The organism is Haladaptatus sp. R4 (assembly GCF_001625445.1).
Lineage (GTDB): Archaea > Halobacteriota > Halobacteria > Halobacteriales > Haladaptataceae > Haladaptatus.
The window spans coordinates 640,713-659,922 of record NZ_LWHG01000011.1 but is presented as its reverse complement, the minus strand read 5'-3'; the positions used below and the strand labels follow the sequence as shown (position 1 = coordinate 659,922).

Annotated in this window: 20 protein-coding genes and 1 tRNA gene; 9 read left to right on the top strand and 12 right to left on the bottom strand. The window is 61.9% G+C overall.

Annotated elements, in window-relative coordinates; translation table 11 throughout:
* Window positions 1–27: 27 nt before the first annotated feature.
* The 3 genes from A4G99_RS07030 to A4G99_RS07020 form a co-directional block, all read right to left on the bottom strand.
* Window positions 28–963 (bottom strand): DMT family transporter, encoded by a 936-nt coding sequence (locus A4G99_RS07030; protein WP_066141196.1) that lies wholly within the window; start codon window positions 961–963, stop codon window positions 28–30.
* A gap of 84 nt (window positions 964–1,047) precedes the next feature.
* Window positions 1,048–1,545 (bottom strand): CBS domain-containing protein, encoded by a 498-nt coding sequence (locus tag A4G99_RS07025; protein WP_066141194.1) that lies wholly within the window; start codon window positions 1,543–1,545, stop codon window positions 1,048–1,050.
* Window positions 1,546–1,944: 399 nt separating this feature from the next.
* Window positions 1,945–2,901, bottom strand: a complete 957-nt coding sequence (locus tag A4G99_RS07020) for a diacylglycerol kinase family protein (RefSeq protein WP_066141191.1) — start codon at window positions 2,899–2,901, stop codon at window positions 1,945–1,947.
* Between the two features lie 54 nt (window positions 2,902–2,955).
* On the opposite strand from A4G99_RS07020, the gene A4G99_RS07015 reads away from it, so the two are divergent.
* Window positions 2,956–3,672: a CehA/McbA family metallohydrolase gene (locus tag A4G99_RS07015; protein ID WP_066141187.1), complete on the top strand. Its 717-nt coding sequence runs from the start codon at window positions 2,956–2,958 to the stop codon at window positions 3,670–3,672.
* A 7-nt stretch (window positions 3,673–3,679) separates the two neighbouring features.
* Here A4G99_RS07015 and A4G99_RS07010 read toward each other — a convergent pair whose 3' ends face one another.
* Window positions 3,680–4,984, bottom strand: coding sequence for an arginine deiminase family protein (locus tag A4G99_RS07010; protein ID WP_066141184.1), 1,305 nt, complete (start codon window positions 4,982–4,984; stop codon window positions 3,680–3,682).
* Between the two features lie 294 nt (window positions 4,985–5,278).
* Window positions 5,279–5,692 carry an Lrp/AsnC family transcriptional regulator gene (locus tag A4G99_RS07005; RefSeq protein WP_066141181.1) on the bottom strand — a complete coding sequence of 138 codons (414 nt, stop codon included), beginning with the start codon at window positions 5,690–5,692 and terminating at the stop codon, window positions 5,279–5,281.
* Between the two features lie 102 nt (window positions 5,693–5,794).
* Here A4G99_RS07005 and carA point away from each other — a divergent pair, with 102 nt between their 5' ends.
* Window positions 5,795–6,865, top strand: coding sequence for a glutamine-hydrolyzing carbamoyl-phosphate synthase small subunit (gene carA, locus A4G99_RS07000; protein ID WP_066142416.1), 1,071 nt, complete (start codon window positions 5,795–5,797; stop codon window positions 6,863–6,865).
* A 64-nt stretch (window positions 6,866–6,929) separates the two neighbouring features.
* Here carA and A4G99_RS06995 read toward each other — a convergent pair whose 3' ends face one another.
* On the bottom strand, window positions 6,930–7,658 hold the full coding sequence (locus A4G99_RS06995; protein WP_066141178.1) for an SDR family oxidoreductase: 729 nt from the start codon (window positions 7,656–7,658) through the stop codon (window positions 6,930–6,932).
* Between the two features lie 165 nt (window positions 7,659–7,823).
* Between A4G99_RS06995 and A4G99_RS06990 the strand changes: the two genes are divergently transcribed.
* The 4 genes from A4G99_RS06990 (at window position 7,824) to A4G99_RS27035 (ending at window position 10,749) form a co-directional block, all read left to right on the top strand.
* Window positions 7,824–8,093 carry a hypothetical protein gene (locus A4G99_RS06990; RefSeq protein ID WP_066141176.1) on the top strand — a complete coding sequence of 90 codons (270 nt, stop codon included), beginning with the start codon at window positions 7,824–7,826 and terminating at the stop codon, window positions 8,091–8,093.
* Window positions 8,094–8,238: 145 nt separating this feature from the next.
* Window positions 8,239–9,372 (top strand): hypothetical protein, encoded by a 1,134-nt coding sequence (locus A4G99_RS06985; RefSeq protein WP_066141170.1) that lies wholly within the window; start codon window positions 8,239–8,241, stop codon window positions 9,370–9,372.
* A gap of 238 nt (window positions 9,373–9,610) precedes the next feature.
* The gene (locus tag A4G99_RS06980) at window positions 9,611–10,432 is read left to right on the top strand and encodes a hypothetical protein (RefSeq protein ID WP_223301751.1); all 822 of its coding nucleotides are present in this window, start codon (window positions 9,611–9,613) and stop codon (window positions 10,430–10,432) included.
* The gene (locus A4G99_RS27035; RefSeq protein WP_223301750.1) at window positions 10,345–10,749 is read left to right on the top strand and encodes a hypothetical protein; all 405 of its coding nucleotides are present in this window, start codon (window positions 10,345–10,347) and stop codon (window positions 10,747–10,749) included. Before A4G99_RS06980 ends, A4G99_RS27035 begins: the two co-directional genes overlap by 88 nt.
* A 15-nt stretch (window positions 10,750–10,764) precedes the next feature.
* Here the strand turns inward: A4G99_RS27035 and carB are convergent, their stop codons facing one another.
* A complete protein-coding gene (gene carB, locus A4G99_RS06975) occupies window positions 10,765–13,899 on the bottom strand; it encodes a carbamoyl-phosphate synthase large subunit (RefSeq protein WP_066141168.1) in 3,135 nt (1,044 codons plus the stop codon).
* A gap of 719 nt (window positions 13,900–14,618) precedes the next feature.
* On the opposite strand from carB, the gene A4G99_RS06970 reads away from it, so the two are divergent.
* Together A4G99_RS06970 and A4G99_RS06965 are read left to right on the top strand one after the other, a co-directional pair.
* Window positions 14,619–15,164, top strand: a complete 546-nt coding sequence (locus A4G99_RS06970) for an FxsA family protein (protein WP_066141165.1) — start codon at window positions 14,619–14,621, stop codon at window positions 15,162–15,164.
* Between the two features lie 37 nt (window positions 15,165–15,201).
* A tRNA-Ile gene (locus A4G99_RS06965) sits at window positions 15,202–15,275 on the top strand.
* Window positions 15,276–15,540: 265 nt separating this feature from the next.
* Here A4G99_RS06965 and A4G99_RS06960 read toward each other — a convergent pair.
* From A4G99_RS06960 to A4G99_RS06950, 3 genes are all read right to left on the bottom strand, one after another.
* Complete coding sequence (locus A4G99_RS06960; protein ID WP_066141161.1) at window positions 15,541–15,738, bottom strand: hypothetical protein; 198 nt, start codon at window positions 15,736–15,738, stop codon at window positions 15,541–15,543.
* Between the two features lie 266 nt (window positions 15,739–16,004).
* Window positions 16,005–16,532 (bottom strand): hypothetical protein, encoded by a 528-nt coding sequence (locus A4G99_RS06955; protein ID WP_066141157.1) that lies wholly within the window; start codon window positions 16,530–16,532, stop codon window positions 16,005–16,007.
* 52 nt (window positions 16,533–16,584) lie between these two features.
* Window positions 16,585–16,893: an SHOCT domain-containing protein gene (locus A4G99_RS06950; protein ID WP_082837722.1), complete on the bottom strand. Its 309-nt coding sequence runs from the start codon at window positions 16,891–16,893 to the stop codon at window positions 16,585–16,587.
* Between the two features lie 180 nt (window positions 16,894–17,073).
* Here A4G99_RS06950 and A4G99_RS06945 point away from each other — a divergent pair, with 180 nt between their 5' ends.
* Window positions 17,074–18,393: a cytochrome P450 gene (locus tag A4G99_RS06945; protein WP_066141151.1), complete on the top strand. Its 1,320-nt coding sequence runs from the start codon at window positions 17,074–17,076 to the stop codon at window positions 18,391–18,393.
* Window positions 18,394–18,487: 94 nt separating this feature from the next.
* On the opposite strand, the gene A4G99_RS29795 is transcribed toward A4G99_RS06945, so the two are convergent.
* Both A4G99_RS29795 and A4G99_RS29790 read right to left on the bottom strand, forming a co-directional pair.
* Window positions 18,488–18,865, bottom strand: coding sequence for a hypothetical protein (locus A4G99_RS29795; protein WP_066141147.1), 378 nt, complete (start codon window positions 18,863–18,865; stop codon window positions 18,488–18,490).
* Window positions 18,862–19,044 (bottom strand): PGF-CTERM sorting domain-containing protein, encoded by a 183-nt coding sequence (locus A4G99_RS29790; RefSeq protein ID WP_190303712.1) that lies wholly within the window; start codon window positions 19,042–19,044, stop codon window positions 18,862–18,864. The genes A4G99_RS29795 and A4G99_RS29790 overlap by 4 nt, the downstream gene beginning before the upstream one ends.
* Window positions 19,045–19,210 lie beyond the last annotated feature (166 nt).

The window sequence follows — 19,210 nt, the reverse complement described above, 5'->3', positions numbered from 1 at the left end:
ATTCTCGAAAAGTCGGTTTTTCTCGGCTCAGCGTCCGGACGTGAACACGCCGGTAATTCTCGGTAGTTCGCGCGAAATCGCGTTCCGTTTCAGCAGGCAAAAGCCCGCGAAGACGATACAGAATCCGACGACGGTCAGGGGGGTCACCACCTCGTCGAGGAAGTACCAACCCGTGAGCGCCGCGAACAGCGGGGCAACGTACGAAACGAGGTTGATCTCGACCGCGCCGAGGCGGTCGAGCAGGTCGAAGTAGATCAGAAAGCCGATCGCGCTCGCGAAGATGGAGAGGTAGGCGATGGCGGCAATCGCGTCGGGCGTCCACCGGATCGCCGAGAAAGATTCGCTCGGGCGGGCGACGCTGATGGCGTGCATCATGAGCGCGCCGAGGAGCATCGACCACGCTTCCATCGTCTCGATGGGGAGTTCGGCCTCGATTCGCTGCGTGAGGACGCTGCCGAGCGCGAACGAGAACGCGGCGAGGAACACGAGCAGTTGCGGAATCACCGTCGTCGTCAGCGATTCACCCGAACCGGAGTTCGAGAGGCTCAGGACCGCCACACCGACGAATCCGAGAAGCAATCCGGCGATTCCGGCGGGCGTAAGCCGCTCGCTGGGGAGGAATATCCTGGCGAAACCGGAGGTCAGAATCGGACTGAGGCTGACGATGATGGCGGCGGCGGCGCTCGGCGTCCGTCGCTCACCGATGAACAGGAACGAGTGATACGCCGCGATCATCAGCGCGCCGCCGACGAGGACGAGCGTCCACTCGCCGCGCGTCCGTGGCCGCCAGCGGTCGGTCACGTAGATGGCGTAGGCGAGCATCAACACGCCCGCCACGTCGTAACGAATCGCCGCGAACAGGACCGGCGGAATGAACTCCAGTCCGGCCCGGATGGCCATGAACGCCGACCCCCAGAACGCGGCGAGAATAACGAACAGCAGAACGTTTCGATACCGGGTCACTGTACGAGGTCTCTCCCGAGAGGTGGTGTAGGTTTCGAAAACCCACCCCGAATGCCGGATTCGAGAGCGGAACGTCGATCCATCTCACCGCGCGCGGCGTTCGTCCCGAAGCGCCCGCAGCACGTCCTGTCGGGCGATGATGCCGACGAGTTTACCGTCCTCGACGACCGGGAGGCGGTTGATGTCGTTTTCCGCGTCGACCAGCAGATCGAGGACGCGGTCGATGTCGTCGTCGGGCGTCACCGTCACCACGTTCTCGCTCATGACCGTTCGGACCGGTTTTCCGGCGTTTCGCACGAGGTCGATACCCACGTCGAACTCGTCCCACGAGAGGTCGAACCCGTATTCCAGACTTTCGAGGAACGGCGGGAAGCCGATGGGAATCCACAGCGTTCGGTCGCTCGGCTGAAACATATGTACGAAGTCGTGTTGGGTGACGATACCGACGACCTCCCCGTCGTCCGTGACGGGAAACCCGTTGAACTGCACCCGCGCGAGACGGGTCAGCACTTCCCCGATTTCGTCGTCGGGCGAGACGGTTTCCACCTCAGTCGTCATCAAATCGCGGGCCGTGATTGCCATACGCGAACTGAGGCACGGGGGCGGCGTAAACGTTGTTACGAAGACGGCGAGAGCAACACTATTCTCGTGGTTCTGGTTTTCTTCTGACTGCAACTACTGGAACGTGGAGTTTTAAAGCACCTGCCCGCTCGCTACGTCGGGAAGATTGTGATTCGGCTGCGATTGCAACTACTGGGAGGCAGACCCAGAAAGCCCCCGCACTGCGCCACACACCTCCCCAGCCGATTCCTTCGCTCCCGCTGGTCGCTCACTCATCCACCGTCAGAGACACGCTCCGACGAGCCATTCGTTCACTCCGTTCACGAAGACCTCGCACGCGTTTCTCGCGCGCGCCACTCGGTCAGGACAGATTGGGCGATACCGAACAGAGTTCTATAATCTCGATTCACTCTCGCCGTTTCACTTCTCCGGATATCGCTCGTACCCTTCACCGACGGGTATTTCGAGCGCGTTTTCACGAACGTCGAGCGTCAGTTCGTCCCATTCGCCCATCTCGCCGTCCAGGCTGAACTCGACGGGCGAGTTCCCCTCGATTTCGATGTTCAACGTCGGCGTCTGAAGGTGGGTGACGTTCTCGGTTTCGGCCCCGAACAGGCGCTGCATCGTGGCTTCCTGCAGGAGGTTCGCGGCGGGGACGTTTTCGACGATGGTCACGTCGAGCAGGCCGTCCTCCATGTTCGCCTGCGTGCGCCCCTTCGTCGGAAACCGTCGGCCGTTGCCGACGAGGACGAAGACGGCGTCGCCCGACCACGAAACGTCGCCCTCGTCGGACGCCTCGATGGAGAGCGGCAACCCCTCGTAGTCGGTCATCAACTGGAGGGTGTTCACGACGTAGGCCAGCACGCCGAGGCGCTCTTTCTGCTCGGGATCGGTCTTGTGGCTCGCGTCGGCCGTCAACCCGCCGACACAGGAGTTGACGAAGGGGCGACCGTTCGCCGTCCCGAGGTCGATCCGCCTGCGCTCGCCCGAATCGAGCACGTCGAAGGCGTGGGAGATGCTCCGAACGCCGATGTTTCCGGCGAAGTTGTTGCCCGTTCCGGCCGGGACCACGCCGAACGTCACCGAGTCCAGCGCGTCCGCTTCGTCCAACCCCAGAACGACTTCGTGGAGGGTTCCGTCACCCCCCGCAGCAGCGACCAGCGACGCGCCGCTTTCGGCGGCCTTTCGTGCGAACTCGACGGCATCGCCCTCTCCCTGCGTTTCGAGGACGGTGTAGTCGTGTTCGATGGCGAGGCTCCGGACTTGTTCGCGGTGGGTCCCGTCGCCGCTGATCGGGTTCGAGATCACGACGCGCTCGTACTCGATTCCGTCCTCGGTCGCCGCGAGGTCATCCACGGCGTCCCCGTCGGCTTTCATGACGAGGAAAACCGGCGGAAAAACCAAAGACCTATCGGCTGCATATCTACGGACGTGTTTGCCATCGACCTACACGCCCACACGCGATTTTTCCACGGCCACGAACAGGCCGCCGCGCTCTTCGATCCGGTTGGCGTCAGACTGCTCGAACTGGGAGCGCGCTACCGGGGGTTGGACGGCGTCGCATTGACGAATCACGATTACTACCATTCGTTCTCCGGACAACTCGTGCAGACGATTCCGGGTATCGAGGTTTCCTCGACGAAGGGCCACATCCTCGTGGTCGGTCCCGATCCACCGACGCGCACCTCCCCGGGGACGCTCACGCCGAAGGAGGTGGTCGAGTTGGCCCACGAACGCGGCTGTGTCGCCATCGTCGCCCATCCCTACCGGAACAGCACGGTGCGCGAGGTGGACGCGGAGTTCGACGCCATCGAAGTCAACGGCAAACATCCGCGTACCGAGCAGTGGGCGCGGGACTTGGCGGAACAGTACGACCTGCCGCTCGTCGGCGGGAGTGACGCTCACTATCCCATGGAAGTCGGACGGGCCTACACGCTGGTCGATGCCGACACGCTCACGCCCGAGAGCGTCGTCGCCGCGATTCGTGACGGCCGAGTGAAACCGGAAGTCCGGCGCGGGACGTTCGACAAACTCGTCCGCCGCGGCTATCGGAAGGTCCACCAACAGAAGGAGTACCTCCATCGCCCGAAGGAGGAAACGCCGGGTGTGGGAGAACCGCCGAAAAGCGAGACGAACGGGGACGACTGAACGATAACTACGCGCGCCGGAGCGGCGTCGTGACGCAGTGGACGCCGCCGTATCCCGCCCGGAGGTGTTCCAGCGGAATTCCGACGCCGTCCGGAACGACGTCGAGTCCTTCCGCGCGCATGGTCTCGATGAGTTCGTTGCGCGCCGGGTCGTACTCGCCGTGCTCGTCGGGGTAGTGTATCGGAAGTATCTTCCCGGCGTCGAGCGTGAGGAAGTTCGTCCCGACGGCGCGCTCGTCGAACGGCACGTCGATGATGCGGTAGTCCTTCTCGGAGAGGTACTCCCCGAAACCGATGGTTCGGAGGTGCTCGTAGCCCGTTCCCGTCCGACCGTACACCTCCACGTCGGTGTTGTCCACGAGGTGTTTTCGAGCGACGGCAACACCCTCGTCGGCGATGTTGAACCACGTATCGAGGTGCATCACCTCCATGTCCGTCTCCGCCGTCTCGGCGCCGTTCGTCTTCCGGGCCTGTTCCTCGGCGTCCGCGGTGCGCGGCGCGTGGACGAGTCCGACTTCGTCGTAGGACATCACGTCGGCTTCCAACAACGTCCGACCCGCGCCGCGCGTCGTCCGTATCGGAATCTCGGTTTCGCCCTCGAACGCGGAGATACCGAGCAGTGCGAACTCGCCCGCCGGAATGAAATCGCCGCCCTCCAACGTCTGGTCCGTGGGTTGGAAGAATTCCACGAGACCGTTGTGGGGTCGCGGCGAACCGCCGATCGCTTCCCACCCCTTGACCGCGATTCCCGTCTCCGCGTCCCGCGTCTCGTTCCGGAACGATCCGATGACGGGACCGTCGTCCGTAACGATTTGCTGGTCGCGCTGGAAGTAGAGGTTCGAGAGCGGTTGTCGGAAACGGATGCTCGTCGTGTCGAAACGCCCGACGCTGAACTCGTGGTCGCCGGTCTTCCCCGACCCGTTTCGGTGGCGGTACAGCGTCGCGTTGCTCCCGACGAGTTGCAGTTTTTCGTACGGGGGAAGCGAGAGCAGTTCGTTCCACATCGAATCCCGCGTCGCGGTCCGTCTGTCGCGGGGCAAATCGCTGCAGTCGATACGGACCCGCGACGCGAGCAGGGCGTCGAGGGTCGTCCCCTCCGCGAGGTCGTCACAGAGATGGTGGACGGTGACGCCGTTCGCTTCGAGGACTTCGACCAGTCGTTCGTGTTCCCGCTGTGCGTTGGCGACGGAGGACTGACTGCGAAACAGGTTCGGAACCGGATCGACCGCGCCGACGAACGTTTCACACCCCGGTTTGTGTACCCGGACGGCGCGGAGTCGATCGAACTCCGCTTCGCTTCGATAATCGTACATCTGACGTTCGAATAGACGCACGACGAATAACTGCATAAATATAGTGCAAAGGGAGGTTTTGGTTCCCATACGTCTTCTTTTCCCACACAGAATGACCTATTTAGACGGGGAGTGGTACATAAGAAGCCCGAAAAGCAAACGTTCGAAACCTCGTGGTCGGCGCCCGAACCCAAACGAACGGATATTATCCCGATTCCGTCGAACGACTCGGGACGCTGGCGCTTACCCGAGTCGCTCGTCCAAAATCACTCTTCGACTCATCTCGGGTGCAACTTGGATTCGGCCGAGATGGCCTCATCCAAGTCGCTCGTCCAAGATGAGTCGAGTCTTCGTGCTCACGACTTCCTCCAACTCTCGCGCGCGAGTGATGAGTTGGTTCACGCCCTGCGTGTCGGAGGCGTCGACGATGAGGACGATGTCGTCCTCGCCGCTGACCTGCCAGACGAAATCGACCTGTTCCCACTCCGCGAACGTATCGGATATCGCTGTCGTGTCAACCGCGACGTCCACACCGATCTCTATCATAGCTTTCACGTTTCCCGTGTGAGTGGTAACGGTGAATCGTTCGATAACGCCGTCCTCGGTCATGCGTTCGACGCGATTTCGAACCGTGCCCTCGGATGTGCCGACGCTCTCGGCGATCTCCGTGTACGGCGTCCGGGCGTCTCGCCGGAGAAGATTCAATATCTGTCGGTCGAGTGCGTCCATGGAGATTTGCAGGTAGTGTCGCCCGCTACTTGATGATTACGAATTTCGTAAGAATGCTTCGAAAGCAAGGTTTATAGTGCCGTGTTGCATATGAATCTCGTAATGCCGGGTGCCTACGTCGCGCTGGAGGGTGGCCATGTGGTGGAAGCCCGTGGTCGCTCCCCAGGTACGGCTTGCGGTGAACTGGTCTTTACAACAGCATACACGGGTTACGAGGAAAGCCTCACCGACCCGTCCTACGAGGAACAGGTCCTCACGTTCTCGTACCCCCTCATCGGGAACTACGGCGTCCGAGAGGAACGCTTCGAGAGCGACCGAGTCCACCCGCGTGCGGTCGTCGCGCGCGAACTCACCGAGGACGTCGCGGAGTGGCTCGAAGCCGAGGGCGTCCCCGCGGTGGACCACCTCGACACCCGCGACCTCGTCGGCGGGATTCGGGAAGAGGGCGCGATGAAGTGCGGAATCGCGGTCGGTGAGAACGCCACGCCCGACGACGCGCTCGCGGAACTCGCGCGCTGCCCGGGCATGAGCGACCACCACGACATCGGCGCGCAGGTCAGCGTCTCCGAACCCGAGGTTCACCTCGGCGATGGCGACGAGGACGGCCAAACCGTCGCGCTCGTGGACTGTGGCGCGAAGGGAAGCATCATCGACGCGCTGGTCGAACGCGGTGCGGACGTTCACGTCCTCCCGCACGACGCCACGCCCGAGGACGTCGAAGCCCTCGAAGCCGACATCCTCTTCGTTTCGAACGGACCGGGCGATCCTGCGAACTTCGAAGCGGCCCAGGAACTCGTCGAAACCTTCGCCGGGGAACTCCCGCTCGCGGGCATCTGTCTCGGACAGCAGATCATCGCCCGCGCGCTCGGCGGAACCACCTCGAAGATGGACTTCGGTCACCGCGGCGTCAATCAGCCCGTTCGTGACCTCGAATCGGGACAGGTCGTCATGACCACGCAGAACCACGGCTACACGGTCGCCGAGCCCGGCGACCTCGAAGTCACGCAGATCAACGTCAACGACGATACCCCTGAAGGACTGGAAAACGACGAACTCGACGTCATCACGCGTCAGTACCACCCCGAAGCGAACCCCGGCCCGAACGACACCCTCGGATTCTTCGACGACGTCCTCGCGATGGCACCTCGACGGCGACTCGTCGCTGCTGACTGATCCGAACCCGTTGTGACGACGCTGACCGCCGAGGATTGGCGGTCGGCGAACTCCCGCGTACCGCTTACTCCTCGATTTCTATTTCGTGTTCGCCGGGCACTTGCCAGTCTATCTCGACGACTCCCCGAGCGGTGCCGCGCTGACCCTCCCGACTCACGACCTCGAACGTCCGGTTCTCGGCGTCCGGCGTGAACAACGCGGCGATCATCAGTCGGGCGACGTCCTCGCGCGGAATGCTCCCGGAGACGCTTTCGCCACCTTCACCGACCAGCACGTTGCCGGTCGCGGGTGCGTTCGTCAGGCCGCCGGGGCGGATGACGGTGTAGGAGAGACCAGACGTGCGGAGCACCGATTCGGCGTGATTCTTCTGGTTGAGAACGTGCCAAAGCGGGAGTCGAAGCGCGGCGGGCATCCCCTCGCGGGAGTCACCGACGCCGATGGAACTCTCGAAGACGAAGCCTTCGACGCCCGCTGCAACGGCCGCGTAGACGAGGTTCTCGACACCGACACCGTCCACGAGGTCGCCGCCGAGAAGCGCGTCGAGACCGGGGGACGACCCGACCGCACAGAGAACGGCGTCGCAGTCCGCGACGGCACGGGAGGCGTCCGCCGGGTCGAGGAGGTCACCGACGATGACCTCGTCCGCGCCTTCCTCCGACAACTCCCGTTCCTTGTTCGGCGAGCGCGTCATGGCTCTGACCTGCACGTCAACGCTGCGTAACTGTCGGAGGAGTTCGCGCCCCGTGTCGCCGCTCGCACCTGCGACCAGCAGGCGCTCGATTTCGTTCGACATTTTACGGGAATTCGTGCACGAAGCGGAAAGGTTTCCCGGCCAACAGTGTCGCACCCGAGGGTAAAGATACCGTCCCGTGAACGCTCGTCGTTTTGCCGGGCACTTGCTCCAGAAATGTTAGCTACGAATAGAATGAAATAATATGAGTCAGTTCCTAAGACAGGTATGCAACCGCGATTTACCACCGATCACCACATCACCGAAATCGACTTTCTCGCCGCGATTTTCGGTGTGATAATCGGGGTCCTCGCGGGGTACGCCAGCGAACACGGATTCCGAAGCGTGGCCATCGCGGGCGGTGTGCTCTTCATCGGTCTCTCGCTCGGTGTCGGTGTCAACGGCACGATGCCAGGCGTCCACCGAAAACTCCGCCGGGAACCGTGGTACGCGTTGGCCGCGTTCCTGATGGGCGGAGCGCTCGGAACGCTTCCCTGATTTTCGTCGGTTCTCTTAGCGAGAGCGTTGGATTCTCGAAAACAACCACACAGACCAATAACTTTACGTTTCTGTCACTACTTGTTAATTTCACTCAATTTCTAGTTAATTATTTGTGGCTCTATTTTGATTGTTATTCTGGACCATGAAAGAAAGTCCAAGCGGAGACGGAAACGACAATCGAACGAACAGACGAGCGGTCCTCAAAACCGGCGCGCTCGGGGTGACGAGCCTCGTCGCGGGTACCGGTCTTGCCAGTGCGGAACTGAACGAGAAGCAACCGCGGGGAAGTGCGGTTCACACGGCGAAAGCGTCCCGTGGAGCGACGATTTCCGACGAACAGCGACGGCAGGTCAGGAGACGTGCGGTCCGCGATTTCGAGCGGAAAAACGGGCGTTCCCCGGATACCATCCCTGCCAGCGACCTGCAATCCGACGACGGTGACGTGGTCGCATACGCATACGCGCTCGATGCGAACGGCGTCGGCCGGGCGTACACCGGCATCGCTGGCGAGGACACGGACGACCCCGAGACGCAGTCCGGACGGGCCGAGGCGCTCATTCACGACCGGTTCGACGGCCGGGTCGCTGAACTCTCATCAGCCGTCACGGCGTCCGAACAAGCGACGACGATGTCCGGTGGTCCCGTGACGGGGACGAACAACATGCAACAGATCTATTCGCACAAACTCGAAAACGCGATAGATCCGTACGGCGTCGCCGGGGCAACGTCGTATTGGTACCAGGACACCCTCGGCAGCACCGACGGGGACGTTCACTCGTTCAACTCACCCGCCGGATTCGAACCGGGCACCTCGGCGTTTGGAAGCGACTGGGAGAACGACTGGGGACGCGTGTTTCACCAGTGGGACGAGACCGAGATGGGCAACGTGGACGTCGATTATGGTCAGTGGCAGCCGTACGGCACCCAAGGAGGTTCGTCGTCCAGAAGCTACTCGCTTAGCGTCAGTGTCGGCTGGATGACGGCATCGGTTACGGCGGGCTTTAGCTGGTCGTACACGCAGCCGGATGTCGAAGTCATCGACGAGTCCTCGTCGTACCACAATTACAACCAGTGGCAGTTGAAGGTCAACGGTGGGGACGACGTGAGTCAGAACTTCGTCGGGTTCCAGCCGTCGAGTGCCGCCTCGATGGACCACTACGATAGCTCGATGGGAGAGAAAACCATCTGCATCAACAAGGTGAAAGGCCAGTTCGTTAACGACGGCTCGGAGCACTGGCTCGCCCACACGACCACGTTCTACAAAGAACCCGCATAGGCTCGAACGCGTCAGCGGACCGATTCCAAGCGTGTACGAAGACGCCGCCGTAAACCGTGGCTCACGCCCGTCTCGTCTTCACCAAGTGGTGCGATCGAAACGCTCGTGCGACTTCACGTCCCGGTTCGCTCCCAAAGCATGTTTTCGGACACCAAATTACCCCTGGAAAATAAAGTATTAAATTTACTCAATTTCTAGTTAGTTATTTATATCTTCGTTATTATCATATATCCGTAGCATGGAAGAAAAAGAGTACTCCGGCGGAAGCAACGGACGGACGAACAGACGAACGATTCTCAAAACCGGCGCACTCGGGATGACGAGCCTCGTCACGGGTACCGGGTTCGCCAGCGCGAAGCTGAACGAAAAGCGCTCACGGGGAAGTGCGGTGTACACCGCGAAGGCGTCCGGTGGAGCCGCGGTGTCGGACGAGCAACGACGAGCGGTTCGTCGGCGAGCCGCCGATGATTTCGCGGAAAAGAACGGTCGTGCTCCCGCGGTTATCCCTGCGAGCGAGCAGGAGACGAGTTCGGGCGGGGTCGTGGCGTACGCCTACGGCTTCGACGCGGACGGCGTCGGCCACTCCTACGTCGGCGTCGCTGCCGAGGACATGACCGAACCGCAGGCGGAATCGGGGCGCTCCGAAGCCCTGATTCACGACCAACTCGACAGTCACGTCGCGGACATCTCCTCGACGATCAAAGCGTCCGAGCAGGTTACCACGATGGCCGGTGGAACCGTGTCCAGCACGGACAACATGGAGCAAATGTTCTCGCAGAAACTCGAATACGCCGACGACCCGTACGGGACGGTCGGTGCCACGTTCTACGTGTTCATGGACACGCTCGGGAGCAGCGAGGGCGACGTGTTCGCTCTCCACTCCCCGGCCGGTTCGAACCGGGAATCTCCGCGTACGGAAGCGATTACAAGAACGAGTGGGGGAGAGTGTATCACAAATGGAATCAGAGCGATATGGGCAATACCGACGTGGATTACGGGCAGTGGAACCCGTACGGAACGCAGGGCGGGTCGTCCTCGACCAGCTATTCGCTCAGCGTAAGCGTCGGCTGGATGACCGCGTCGGTCACGGCGGGCCTTAGCTGGTCGTACTCCCAACCGAACGTCGAAGTCGTGGACGAATCTTCGCCGACCAACGAGTACAACCGATGGCAGTTGAAGCTCAACTCCGCGTGGGACGACGACACCCGCGAGAACTTCATCGGCTTCCAGCCGTCGAGCGCAGCGTCGATGAACCACTACGAGGACTCGATGGGACGACGAACCCTCTCCGGAAACGAGGTGAAAGCGAACTTCTCGAACGGCAGCGATAGCTACGATCTCTCCTCGAAAAACGAGTTCTACCTGAACTCCAGTTAAAGAGAATCGGTCCCGTCAGCGACCCCACTCGCGGGCGACTTTCGGCCTGTCGCCGACCGACTGCACGCAGAGGTCTTCGTCACGGGCCGCGAGCGCTTCGAGCGCCGCCTTCGCGCTGGCGACGGTCGTGAAGTACGGGATGTCCTCCTCGACGGCCGTCTCCAGTGCGGCGCGGTCGTCGCTCACGAGGAGGTCGACTTTCCCGGTGCGAATCGCGTCGTTGATGTCCTCGAACTCGCCGAGTTCGTAGTAGTCGCCGAAGCCGTCGAGGTCGAAGTCGACGACTGCAACGCCCTCTTTCGGAAGCGTGTTCGAGGCGGCGGATTGGGCCTTCTCGTATGCCTTGCCGAACGAATCCGCGGTACCCATCACTTCGCCCGTCGATTTCATCTCCGGGCCGAGGCGGGGGTCGGACCCCGAGAGGCGGTCGAACGGGAGGACGACCTCCTTCACGCTCGTCTGCTCGGGAATCTGTTCGGTCACGTCGAGGTCGGCCAGCGTCTTCCCGGCCATCACCTTCGCCGCGAGTTTCGCAATCGGCACGCCCGTCGCCTTCGAGACGAACGGGACCGTCCGCGAGGAGCGCGGGTTGGCTTCGAGGACGTAGACGGTATCGTCTTGGACGGCCAGTTGCACGTTCATCAACCCGACCGTGTCGAGGGCGCGGGCGATGTCCTCCGTCACTTCGCGCACGCGACCCAGCGTCTCCTCAGAGAGCGAGCGGGTCGGAATCAGGCAGGCGGAGTCGCCCGAGTGGACGCCCGCGCTCTCGACGTGTTCCATGATGCCGCCGATGACGATGTCCTCGCCGTCCGAGACGGCGTCAACGTCCAGTTCCACCGCGTCCGCGAGGAACTCGTCCACGAGGATCGGCTTGTCCGGCGAGACGCGAACCGCCTCCTCGATGTACTCCGTGAGTTCCTCGTCGTCGTACACGATGTCCATCGCGCGGCCACCGAGGACGTAGGACGGGCGCACGAGGACGGGATACCCGATGTCGTGTGCGAGTTCGAGGGCCTCCTCCTCGCTCGTCGCGCTTCCGCCGGTCGGCTGTTCGATTCCCAGGTCGTCCATCAGGCGGTTGAAGCGGTCGCGGTCCTCCGCGAGGTCCATCGCGTCCACCGTGGTCCCGAGGACCTTGCAGTCGAGACCTCTGCGCTCGATTTCCTCCGCCAGCGGGTGACCGATATCGACCGAAGTCTGGCCACCGAACTGCACCATCACGCCGTCGGCGTCCGTCGCCTCGATGACGTCGGCGACCTCCTCGGCGGTGATGGGTTCGAAGAACAACCCATCAGAAGTGTCGTAGTCGGTCGAGACGGTTTCGGGGTTGTTGTTCACGACGTGCGCTTCGATGCCCATCTCGCGGAGCGCGCGGACCGCGTGCACCGAACAGTAGTCGAACTCCACGCCCTGCCCGATACGAATCGGGCCGCCACCGACGACGACGACGTTCTCGACGTCCGGATCGACTTGCAGTTCGTCGTTCCCGAACACGTTCGTCTCGCGGGCCGAACGCGCGGAGTAGTAGTACGGCGTCGACGCCGCGAACTCGCCCGCACAGGTATCGACCTGCTTGAACGAGCGTTCCGGAGCACTCGTCTCGACGGAACCGACGTCCGCACCGGCCATCGCCGCGACTTCCTGATTCGTGAACCCTTTCTCCGCGGCGGGGGCGAACTCGCCGTCCTGTGCGGCTTCGACGGCCTCGGCGATGCGGCCGTAGCGCTCGACGTACCACGACTCGATGCCGGTCAGGTCGGCGACCTGTTCGGCCGTGTAGCCGCGCTCGAACGCCTCGAACATGGCGTACGGACGGTCGGGGGAGGGTCTTTCGAGATAGTAGGATTCGAGTTCGTCGTCGCCGACTTCGTCCCACTCCGCGTCGGGTTCGTACTCCGAACTGCGGAGCGCCTTGAGGAGGCTCTCCTCGAACGTCCGGCCGATGGCCATCGCCTCACCCGTGGACTTCATCGCCGTGCTGAGTTCGAAGTCCACGTCGTCGAACTTGTCCTTGGGCCAGCGCGGTACCTTCGTCACCACGTAGTCGATGGCGGGTTCGAACGCCGCCGTCGTCTCGCCCGTGATCTCGTTCTCGATCTCGTGCAGGCGTTTGCCGAGCGCGACTTTCGCCGTCACGCGGGCGATGGGGTATCCCGTCGCCTTGGATGCGAGCGCGGAGGACCGCGAGACACGCGGGTTCACTTCGACCACGCGGTACTCGCCGCCGGGCGTGCCGTCGTCGTGCCACGCGAACTGGATGTTACATCCGCCCTGAATCCCCAAGTCGCGGATGACTTCGAGGGCCGCGTCGCGCATCTCCTGGTGCCCCTCGTCGGGGATGACCTGCGAGGGCGTGACGACGGTGGATTCGCCCGTGTGAATCCCCATCGGGTCCAGGTTCTCCATGTTGCAGATGATGATACACGAGTCGTCCGCGTCGCGCATCACCTCGTACTCCAGTTCGACCCAACCCGCGATGGATTCAGTGATGAGCACCTCGCTGTTGCGCGAGAGGCGCAGTCCCTTGCGCACGCGCTCTTTCAGTTCGTCCATCTCGTGAACGACGCCGGACCCGGACCCGCCGAGGGTGTAGGTCGTGCGCGAGATGACGGGGAGTCCGCCAACGGTGTCGACGGCGTCCTCGACGCGCTGGCCGAGGGATTCCTCGTCCAACTCGGCGACAGACTCGCCCTCGTCGAGCGTGATGGTCGTCGAGTACGGCATCGGTTGGCCGAGTTCCTGCATCCGCTGACGGAAGAGGTCGCGGTCCTCCGTCGCGTAGATGGTCTCCAGCGGCGTTCCCATAATCTCCACGTCGTACTCTTCGAGGATGCCCTCCTCGCTGAGTTCCGCGGTGACGTTCAGTCCCGTCTGTCCTCCGAGTCCGGCGATAACCCCGTCAGGGCGCTCCTTCCGGATGATTTCGGCGATGGCTTCGGTGGTGATGGGTTCGATGTACACCTCGTCGGCCATCTCCGGGTCGGTCATGATGGTCGCCGGGTTGGAGTTCACGAGAACGACTCGCGCCCCCTCTTCCTGTAGTGCACGGCAGGCCTGCGCGCCGGAGTAGTCGAACTCCGCAGCCTGTCCTATCTGGATGGGTCCGCTTCCGATGAGCAAAATCGTCCTGTTCTCGGTGTCACTCATGGCTGTTACCCGTGTGAAGTTCGTACATCGTAATAAGCCCCACGAATCATTACGAGGTACGAAACTTGATTTCGAATTTCGGAAGGACAAACGAAGAATTGGAGTTATTCGATAGATTGGCAGTCGTTAGTGGCCGAAAGACGAAGGAACGGGTGTAGAAATGAACGAGGACAGTAGACACGTTTCTATCTCTTCGTGAAAATCGTACTCGAAGAACGGGGGTGAGCGGGAGATACTGATGATCGATGAGGAAAAATGTAGATGGAAGGCCAACCAACCGCTTGCGGGCCGGGTGCGGCGCACCCGGCCCGCCGCTGTCCTGGCGGGTCCCGGGCGAACGAGGGAAGTGCGAGTGGGCGCGTGCGCCCACGAGCGGCTGACCGAGTGAGGGCGGGGTGTTCCCTAACAACGGGAGTCGTTGTAGTTGGTGGTGTAGTCGTCGAATTCGTCGCCGTTATTGCTGTCGCTGTGGTGTCGCTGTGGTGTCGCCGTCGTCGTTGCGGAAAGCGTAATCGTTACCGCCGCTGTAGAATTCGGAGTCGTTCTGTGGTTTTGTCCGTCGTCGCACGCGTTGTGCAGGCGCGCGGCCAAACGAAAAGACAAGGACGAGACAAGGACGAGAACCAAATGAGGGTCTCGAATTCTCCGTCCCGATTTACGCTCTCCGAGCACACATCAGCAGGTAAAGGGTTTTACAGCCTGAACCACTACGTCGAATCATGTGGAAACGGATGCTGGCGCTGTTGCTGTTGATTCCGTTACTCGACGGGCTGTTTCTCGTCTTCGTCGCCACCCAGATTGGCTGGCAGATAACCGTCCTGCTCGTCGTACTGACCGCCCTGCTCGGGATGTTGCTGGTTCGTGCCGAAGGGAGACACACCATCAGAAAGATCCAATCCGACCTCGCGCGGGGGGACATCCCCACGAATCGGATCATCGACGGCGGATTCCTGCTCGTCGCGGGTGCCTTCCTGCTCACGCCCGGCCTCATCACGGACACGCTCGGGTTCCTGTTCGCGCTCCCGCCCACGCGCGCGGTGTTCCGCACCGTGGCGAAAAAGTGGGTCATCACGCCCTACATCGACAAACAGACCGGCGGGTTCGCCTCGGGTAACGTCTACACCTTCGGCTTCCCTGACGGTGGCAGCGTGAGCGGCAGCGGCACGGCCAGTTCGAGTGGTCAGGACGGTGATACGTACCGGGTGGATTCGGACTCCTACGATATCGGTTTCGATGACGACGCGGAGGAGAAAGGAAACCCTTAAAAATCTCACCGGGCAATGAGTAAATGCGCCCAACAGCGGGCCAATAGCTCAGTTAGGTTGAGCGCTCGGCTGATAACCGGGAGGTCCGCGGTTCAAATCCGCGTTGGCCCATCCGAGTTTCACTCGGTCACTGACCGATCGAAAATCGGGGCGTAACCTCCCCAGCCAACTAATCTTACGGTACTTACTTTCTACAGCGACCCGCTTGCCGTATGGAGTTGAATTCTCGCAAGTGATACAGCGTCAGTTCGACCAAAGTGAATGGACGGTTCTCGACTTCCGTATATGATCACAGTGTCAGTTACTCGATGAAATTGCGTTTCGAGGGACGTGTGCAAAATGTCCGGCGTATCTGCCACTTCACGCTCTCGTCCGATCACACAGCCGTCGCTTCGTCTGCGAGTTCGGTTTCTTTCCCACTCTGACGACTGGACACCCAGGTGCTCAGGGCCACTGATACCCCGGTCAGGAGGCCGATTCTCGTCCCGAGTTCTTTCCCGCCGACGACACGCGCAGCGGCTGTCGAGACGATGAATGCGACGAGGCCGCTCAGAAGGCTCTTTTTCAGGGCCATGTGGCCACTTCTTCAGGGAGCTAAAAGGTCCCATCGGTTGAAAACTGGACGGATAACCCGTGAGCCGTACTCGTGGTTGCTAGAGGGACGACGAGCCTTCGAGTTGTACTCCTCCGTATTCGGCACGTCGTTTCGATCCCGCTCTGCGGGTTTCGACGAGGGCGCTCTCCGATAGCACTAGGGTTCGACGGTGGTTTGCCAGTCCTCGTCAGTTTCCCCGTTTTACGGCCCACGGTCGGTCGAACCCTGGAAAACGGTCGTGGCGTTCACACCTCGTGCCTGTCCGTTCCCTCCGTTGTGTACCTATTCGGTGGGAACTCCACGTCGCACTCTTTGAACGCGATTGTCGGTTTTTGCTTCCCGACGTAGATGATAACCGGGCGACTGCCACTGGAGTTGTACGGGTCCCCTGCACATCCCTCCGCGGTCAGCGTCGTTTCGCGTGATTTCCCGCCGGTAATTTCGGCGTCGATGCGATACGATTGCCCGTGTTCGAGCGTCTCGGAGAACCACAGGAGATGCCCGCTTGGAACTTCGTATTTCGCATCGACCAGCGGCGTTGGATCCGATTTCCGAGAGACGGCAACGTGGGCCGTCCGTGTTTTCGAACTGCTGTTCGCCAGTGCGAGGCCTTCGGTTCCGGTGTCGGTCGTGGTTCGCGTCGTGGTTCGAGTGGTCGATTCGTTTGTAGTCGGTTCCCCGTTCTCCCCCGCGGAGTTCAGGGAACCGAGACAACCGGACAGTCCGCTCGACAGGAGAGCACTCCCGCAGACCAGTAGACGGCGGCGTCTCATCGGGAAGAAAAAACGCGAACGACGGCATAAGCTTTCAGTTCGGTAACCGATATTACTCGAATTCCCGTTCCCGCTCCCGCCGCGCCTTCACGTCCGCTACCGTCTCGTTTTCCAGGAGTATGTCCACCCGCCGTTCGAACTCCACTTCGTCGATCTCCCCGCGGGCGTATCTGTCTCGGAGCGTATCGAGGGCGTCCTGTCGGTCATCGTTTCGTTTCTCCGCTCGGTCGGTTTGGCGGTCGTCGTACCGTTGATGGTCTCTTTTCGTCGCGTTCGTTGGCGCTCCGAAAACGACTGCGAGAGTATCGTCAGAAGCGGGAGAACGACGGCGAATCCAAATACGAACACCATCCAGAACCAACTGTAGCCGAGAAACAGCGCGAGCAACCCGGCTCCGAGGACCCCAATCGCGACGAGGGGCGGAATTTGGTCGACGAGAGAGATATGACCATCACTCATGTCAGCATCTTTACCACGGTTCATAAAAACTCTGTCACTCGTTAGGGAGCAGGCTCTTACGGTGTGCAACCCAATCTCTTGCATGGCAAACCGCGTGCCATCGGGACCGGAGGGGGTACCGTTTTTGGGGTCGAGTCTCCAGTACGCAGACGACCCGTTGGGGTTCATGGAGCGCGTCGCACGCGAGTACGGCGACGTGGCCCGAATCGACGTGTACGGAACGGAGGTGTACCAAGTGGCCGACCCGGAAGCCATTCGGCGCGTCCTCGTGACGAACGCCGAGAACTACCGCAAGCCGACGTTGGGCGGGGACGAGGGACTTGGAGGGTTGCTCGGAGACGGTCTACTGACGAGCGACGGCGAGCACTGGCGACGCCAGCGCACGGTCATGCAACCGTCGTTCTACGGCGAGAAACTGAACGAGTACGGCGATATCATCGTCCGCGATACGACCGAACTGGCCGACTCGTTCACCGACGGGGAGCACACGAACATCCACGCCGAGATGTCCCAACTCACCCTCAGAATCGTCGTCGAGAGCCTGCTCGGTTCGCGAATCGACGGAATGGAGCGGGCCATCCGGGAGGCCCTCATCGAAGTCGGCGAGCGGTTTCAGCCCGGACCGGCAGGGTTCGTCCCCGAGGAGGCCCCGACGCCGCGAAACGTTCGCTACCGCCGCGCCGTGGACAGGTTGGATCGAATCCTCCGCGAGATTCGACGACAGCACGACTACTCGGGCGACGAGGACGACCTGCTCGGAACGTTGCTCGGCGAGCGTGAAGCGGGGAACCTCACCGACGAGAGCGTTCGCAACGAGATGATGACGTTGTTGCTCGCGGGTCACGACACGACCGCTTTGACGCTGACGTACGCGTGGTACCTGCTCGCGAAGCACCCCGACGTACGGCGGAAGTTCCACGACGAACTCGATGCAGTGGTCGACGGAACGCCGACCGTCGCCGACCTCACGGATCTCGACTACCTCGACGAGATCGTGACGGAGACGATGCGACTCTACCCGCCCGCCTACGTCGTCTACCGGCAGGCGAACGAGGCGGACGACCTCGCCGGGTTTCACGTCCCCGCCGACACCGTCGTTTCGACCCCGCAGTGGGTCGTTCACCACGACGAGCGCTTCTTCGACGACCCGTGGGAGTTCCGACCGGAACGCTGGACGGACGAGTTCCGCCGCGAACTCCCACAGTTCGCGTACTTCCCGTTCGGCGGTGGTCCGCGCAAATGCATCGGCGATGGCTTCGCCATGCGCGAGGCGAAACTCGTGTTGGCGACGCTCGGAAAGCGATTCGAGTTCGACCTCGTCTCCGACACGCCGCTGACGCTCGTTCCGCTCGTCACCTTGCACCCCGAAAATCCGGTCGAGGTGACCGTGAAAGATCGCTAACGCGCGCCGTTCCGTTCGCCGTTCCGCCGCTCCGTTTTGCCGCTCCATTTCTCCGTTCTTCCGTTCCGTTTCGACGTTCCGCCGTGTCGCGTTCTCAGTCCATCGACCGGACGGTGAACGAGATACCGATACCGGCCGCCAGCAGGACGACGAGATTGAACGCCGCGTTGAACAGCGGTCGGTACCGGTCCGCGACGAACGTCCGAATCACGTCGAGGGCGCTCATGTAGAACTGGAACAGGGCCACGACCGCGAGAAGGACGAGGACGACGAGCGCCCCCTGATACAGGTACTTCCGTGGGTTCGGGTCACCGGACGGCTTCGTTCGTCCGGCCCTCTCCGGCGTTTCGTGGCGGGCGTGGTGGTCCACTTGCCCGTTCTTCTCTTCGTCCGTGTTCGTCCGCTCGGTTTCCTCTCGGTTCGATTCGGATTCCGACCGCTCGGAGGTCGTCGTTGATTCGGTTTCAGTCATGGTTGTCCGTTTCGCCGCGCGAGTAGTCCCGCCCCGAGAAGGGCGACGATACCGGCGAGGGCGGTGAAACCGGGTTGACCGCCGTCGTTCGCCGTTCTGGTCGTCCGCTCCGATTTTCCTCTGTCGCCCTCTTGGAAGTCCGAAACGGACAGTTCGACGTCCGTCTGCGTCCCGTTCACCGAGAGCCGCTTCGACGGGTCGAGTCGCGGCGCTCCGCGCTGAGCCGACGACGACGCCGTCCTTCCAGAGGATCGCGTCGAGATAGTAGTTGTAGCCGTCCGGAACGGTCACGGTCGCGGACGGGTCCGCGGTTCGTCCCGCCTCGATGGTCCCGACGGGAACGGA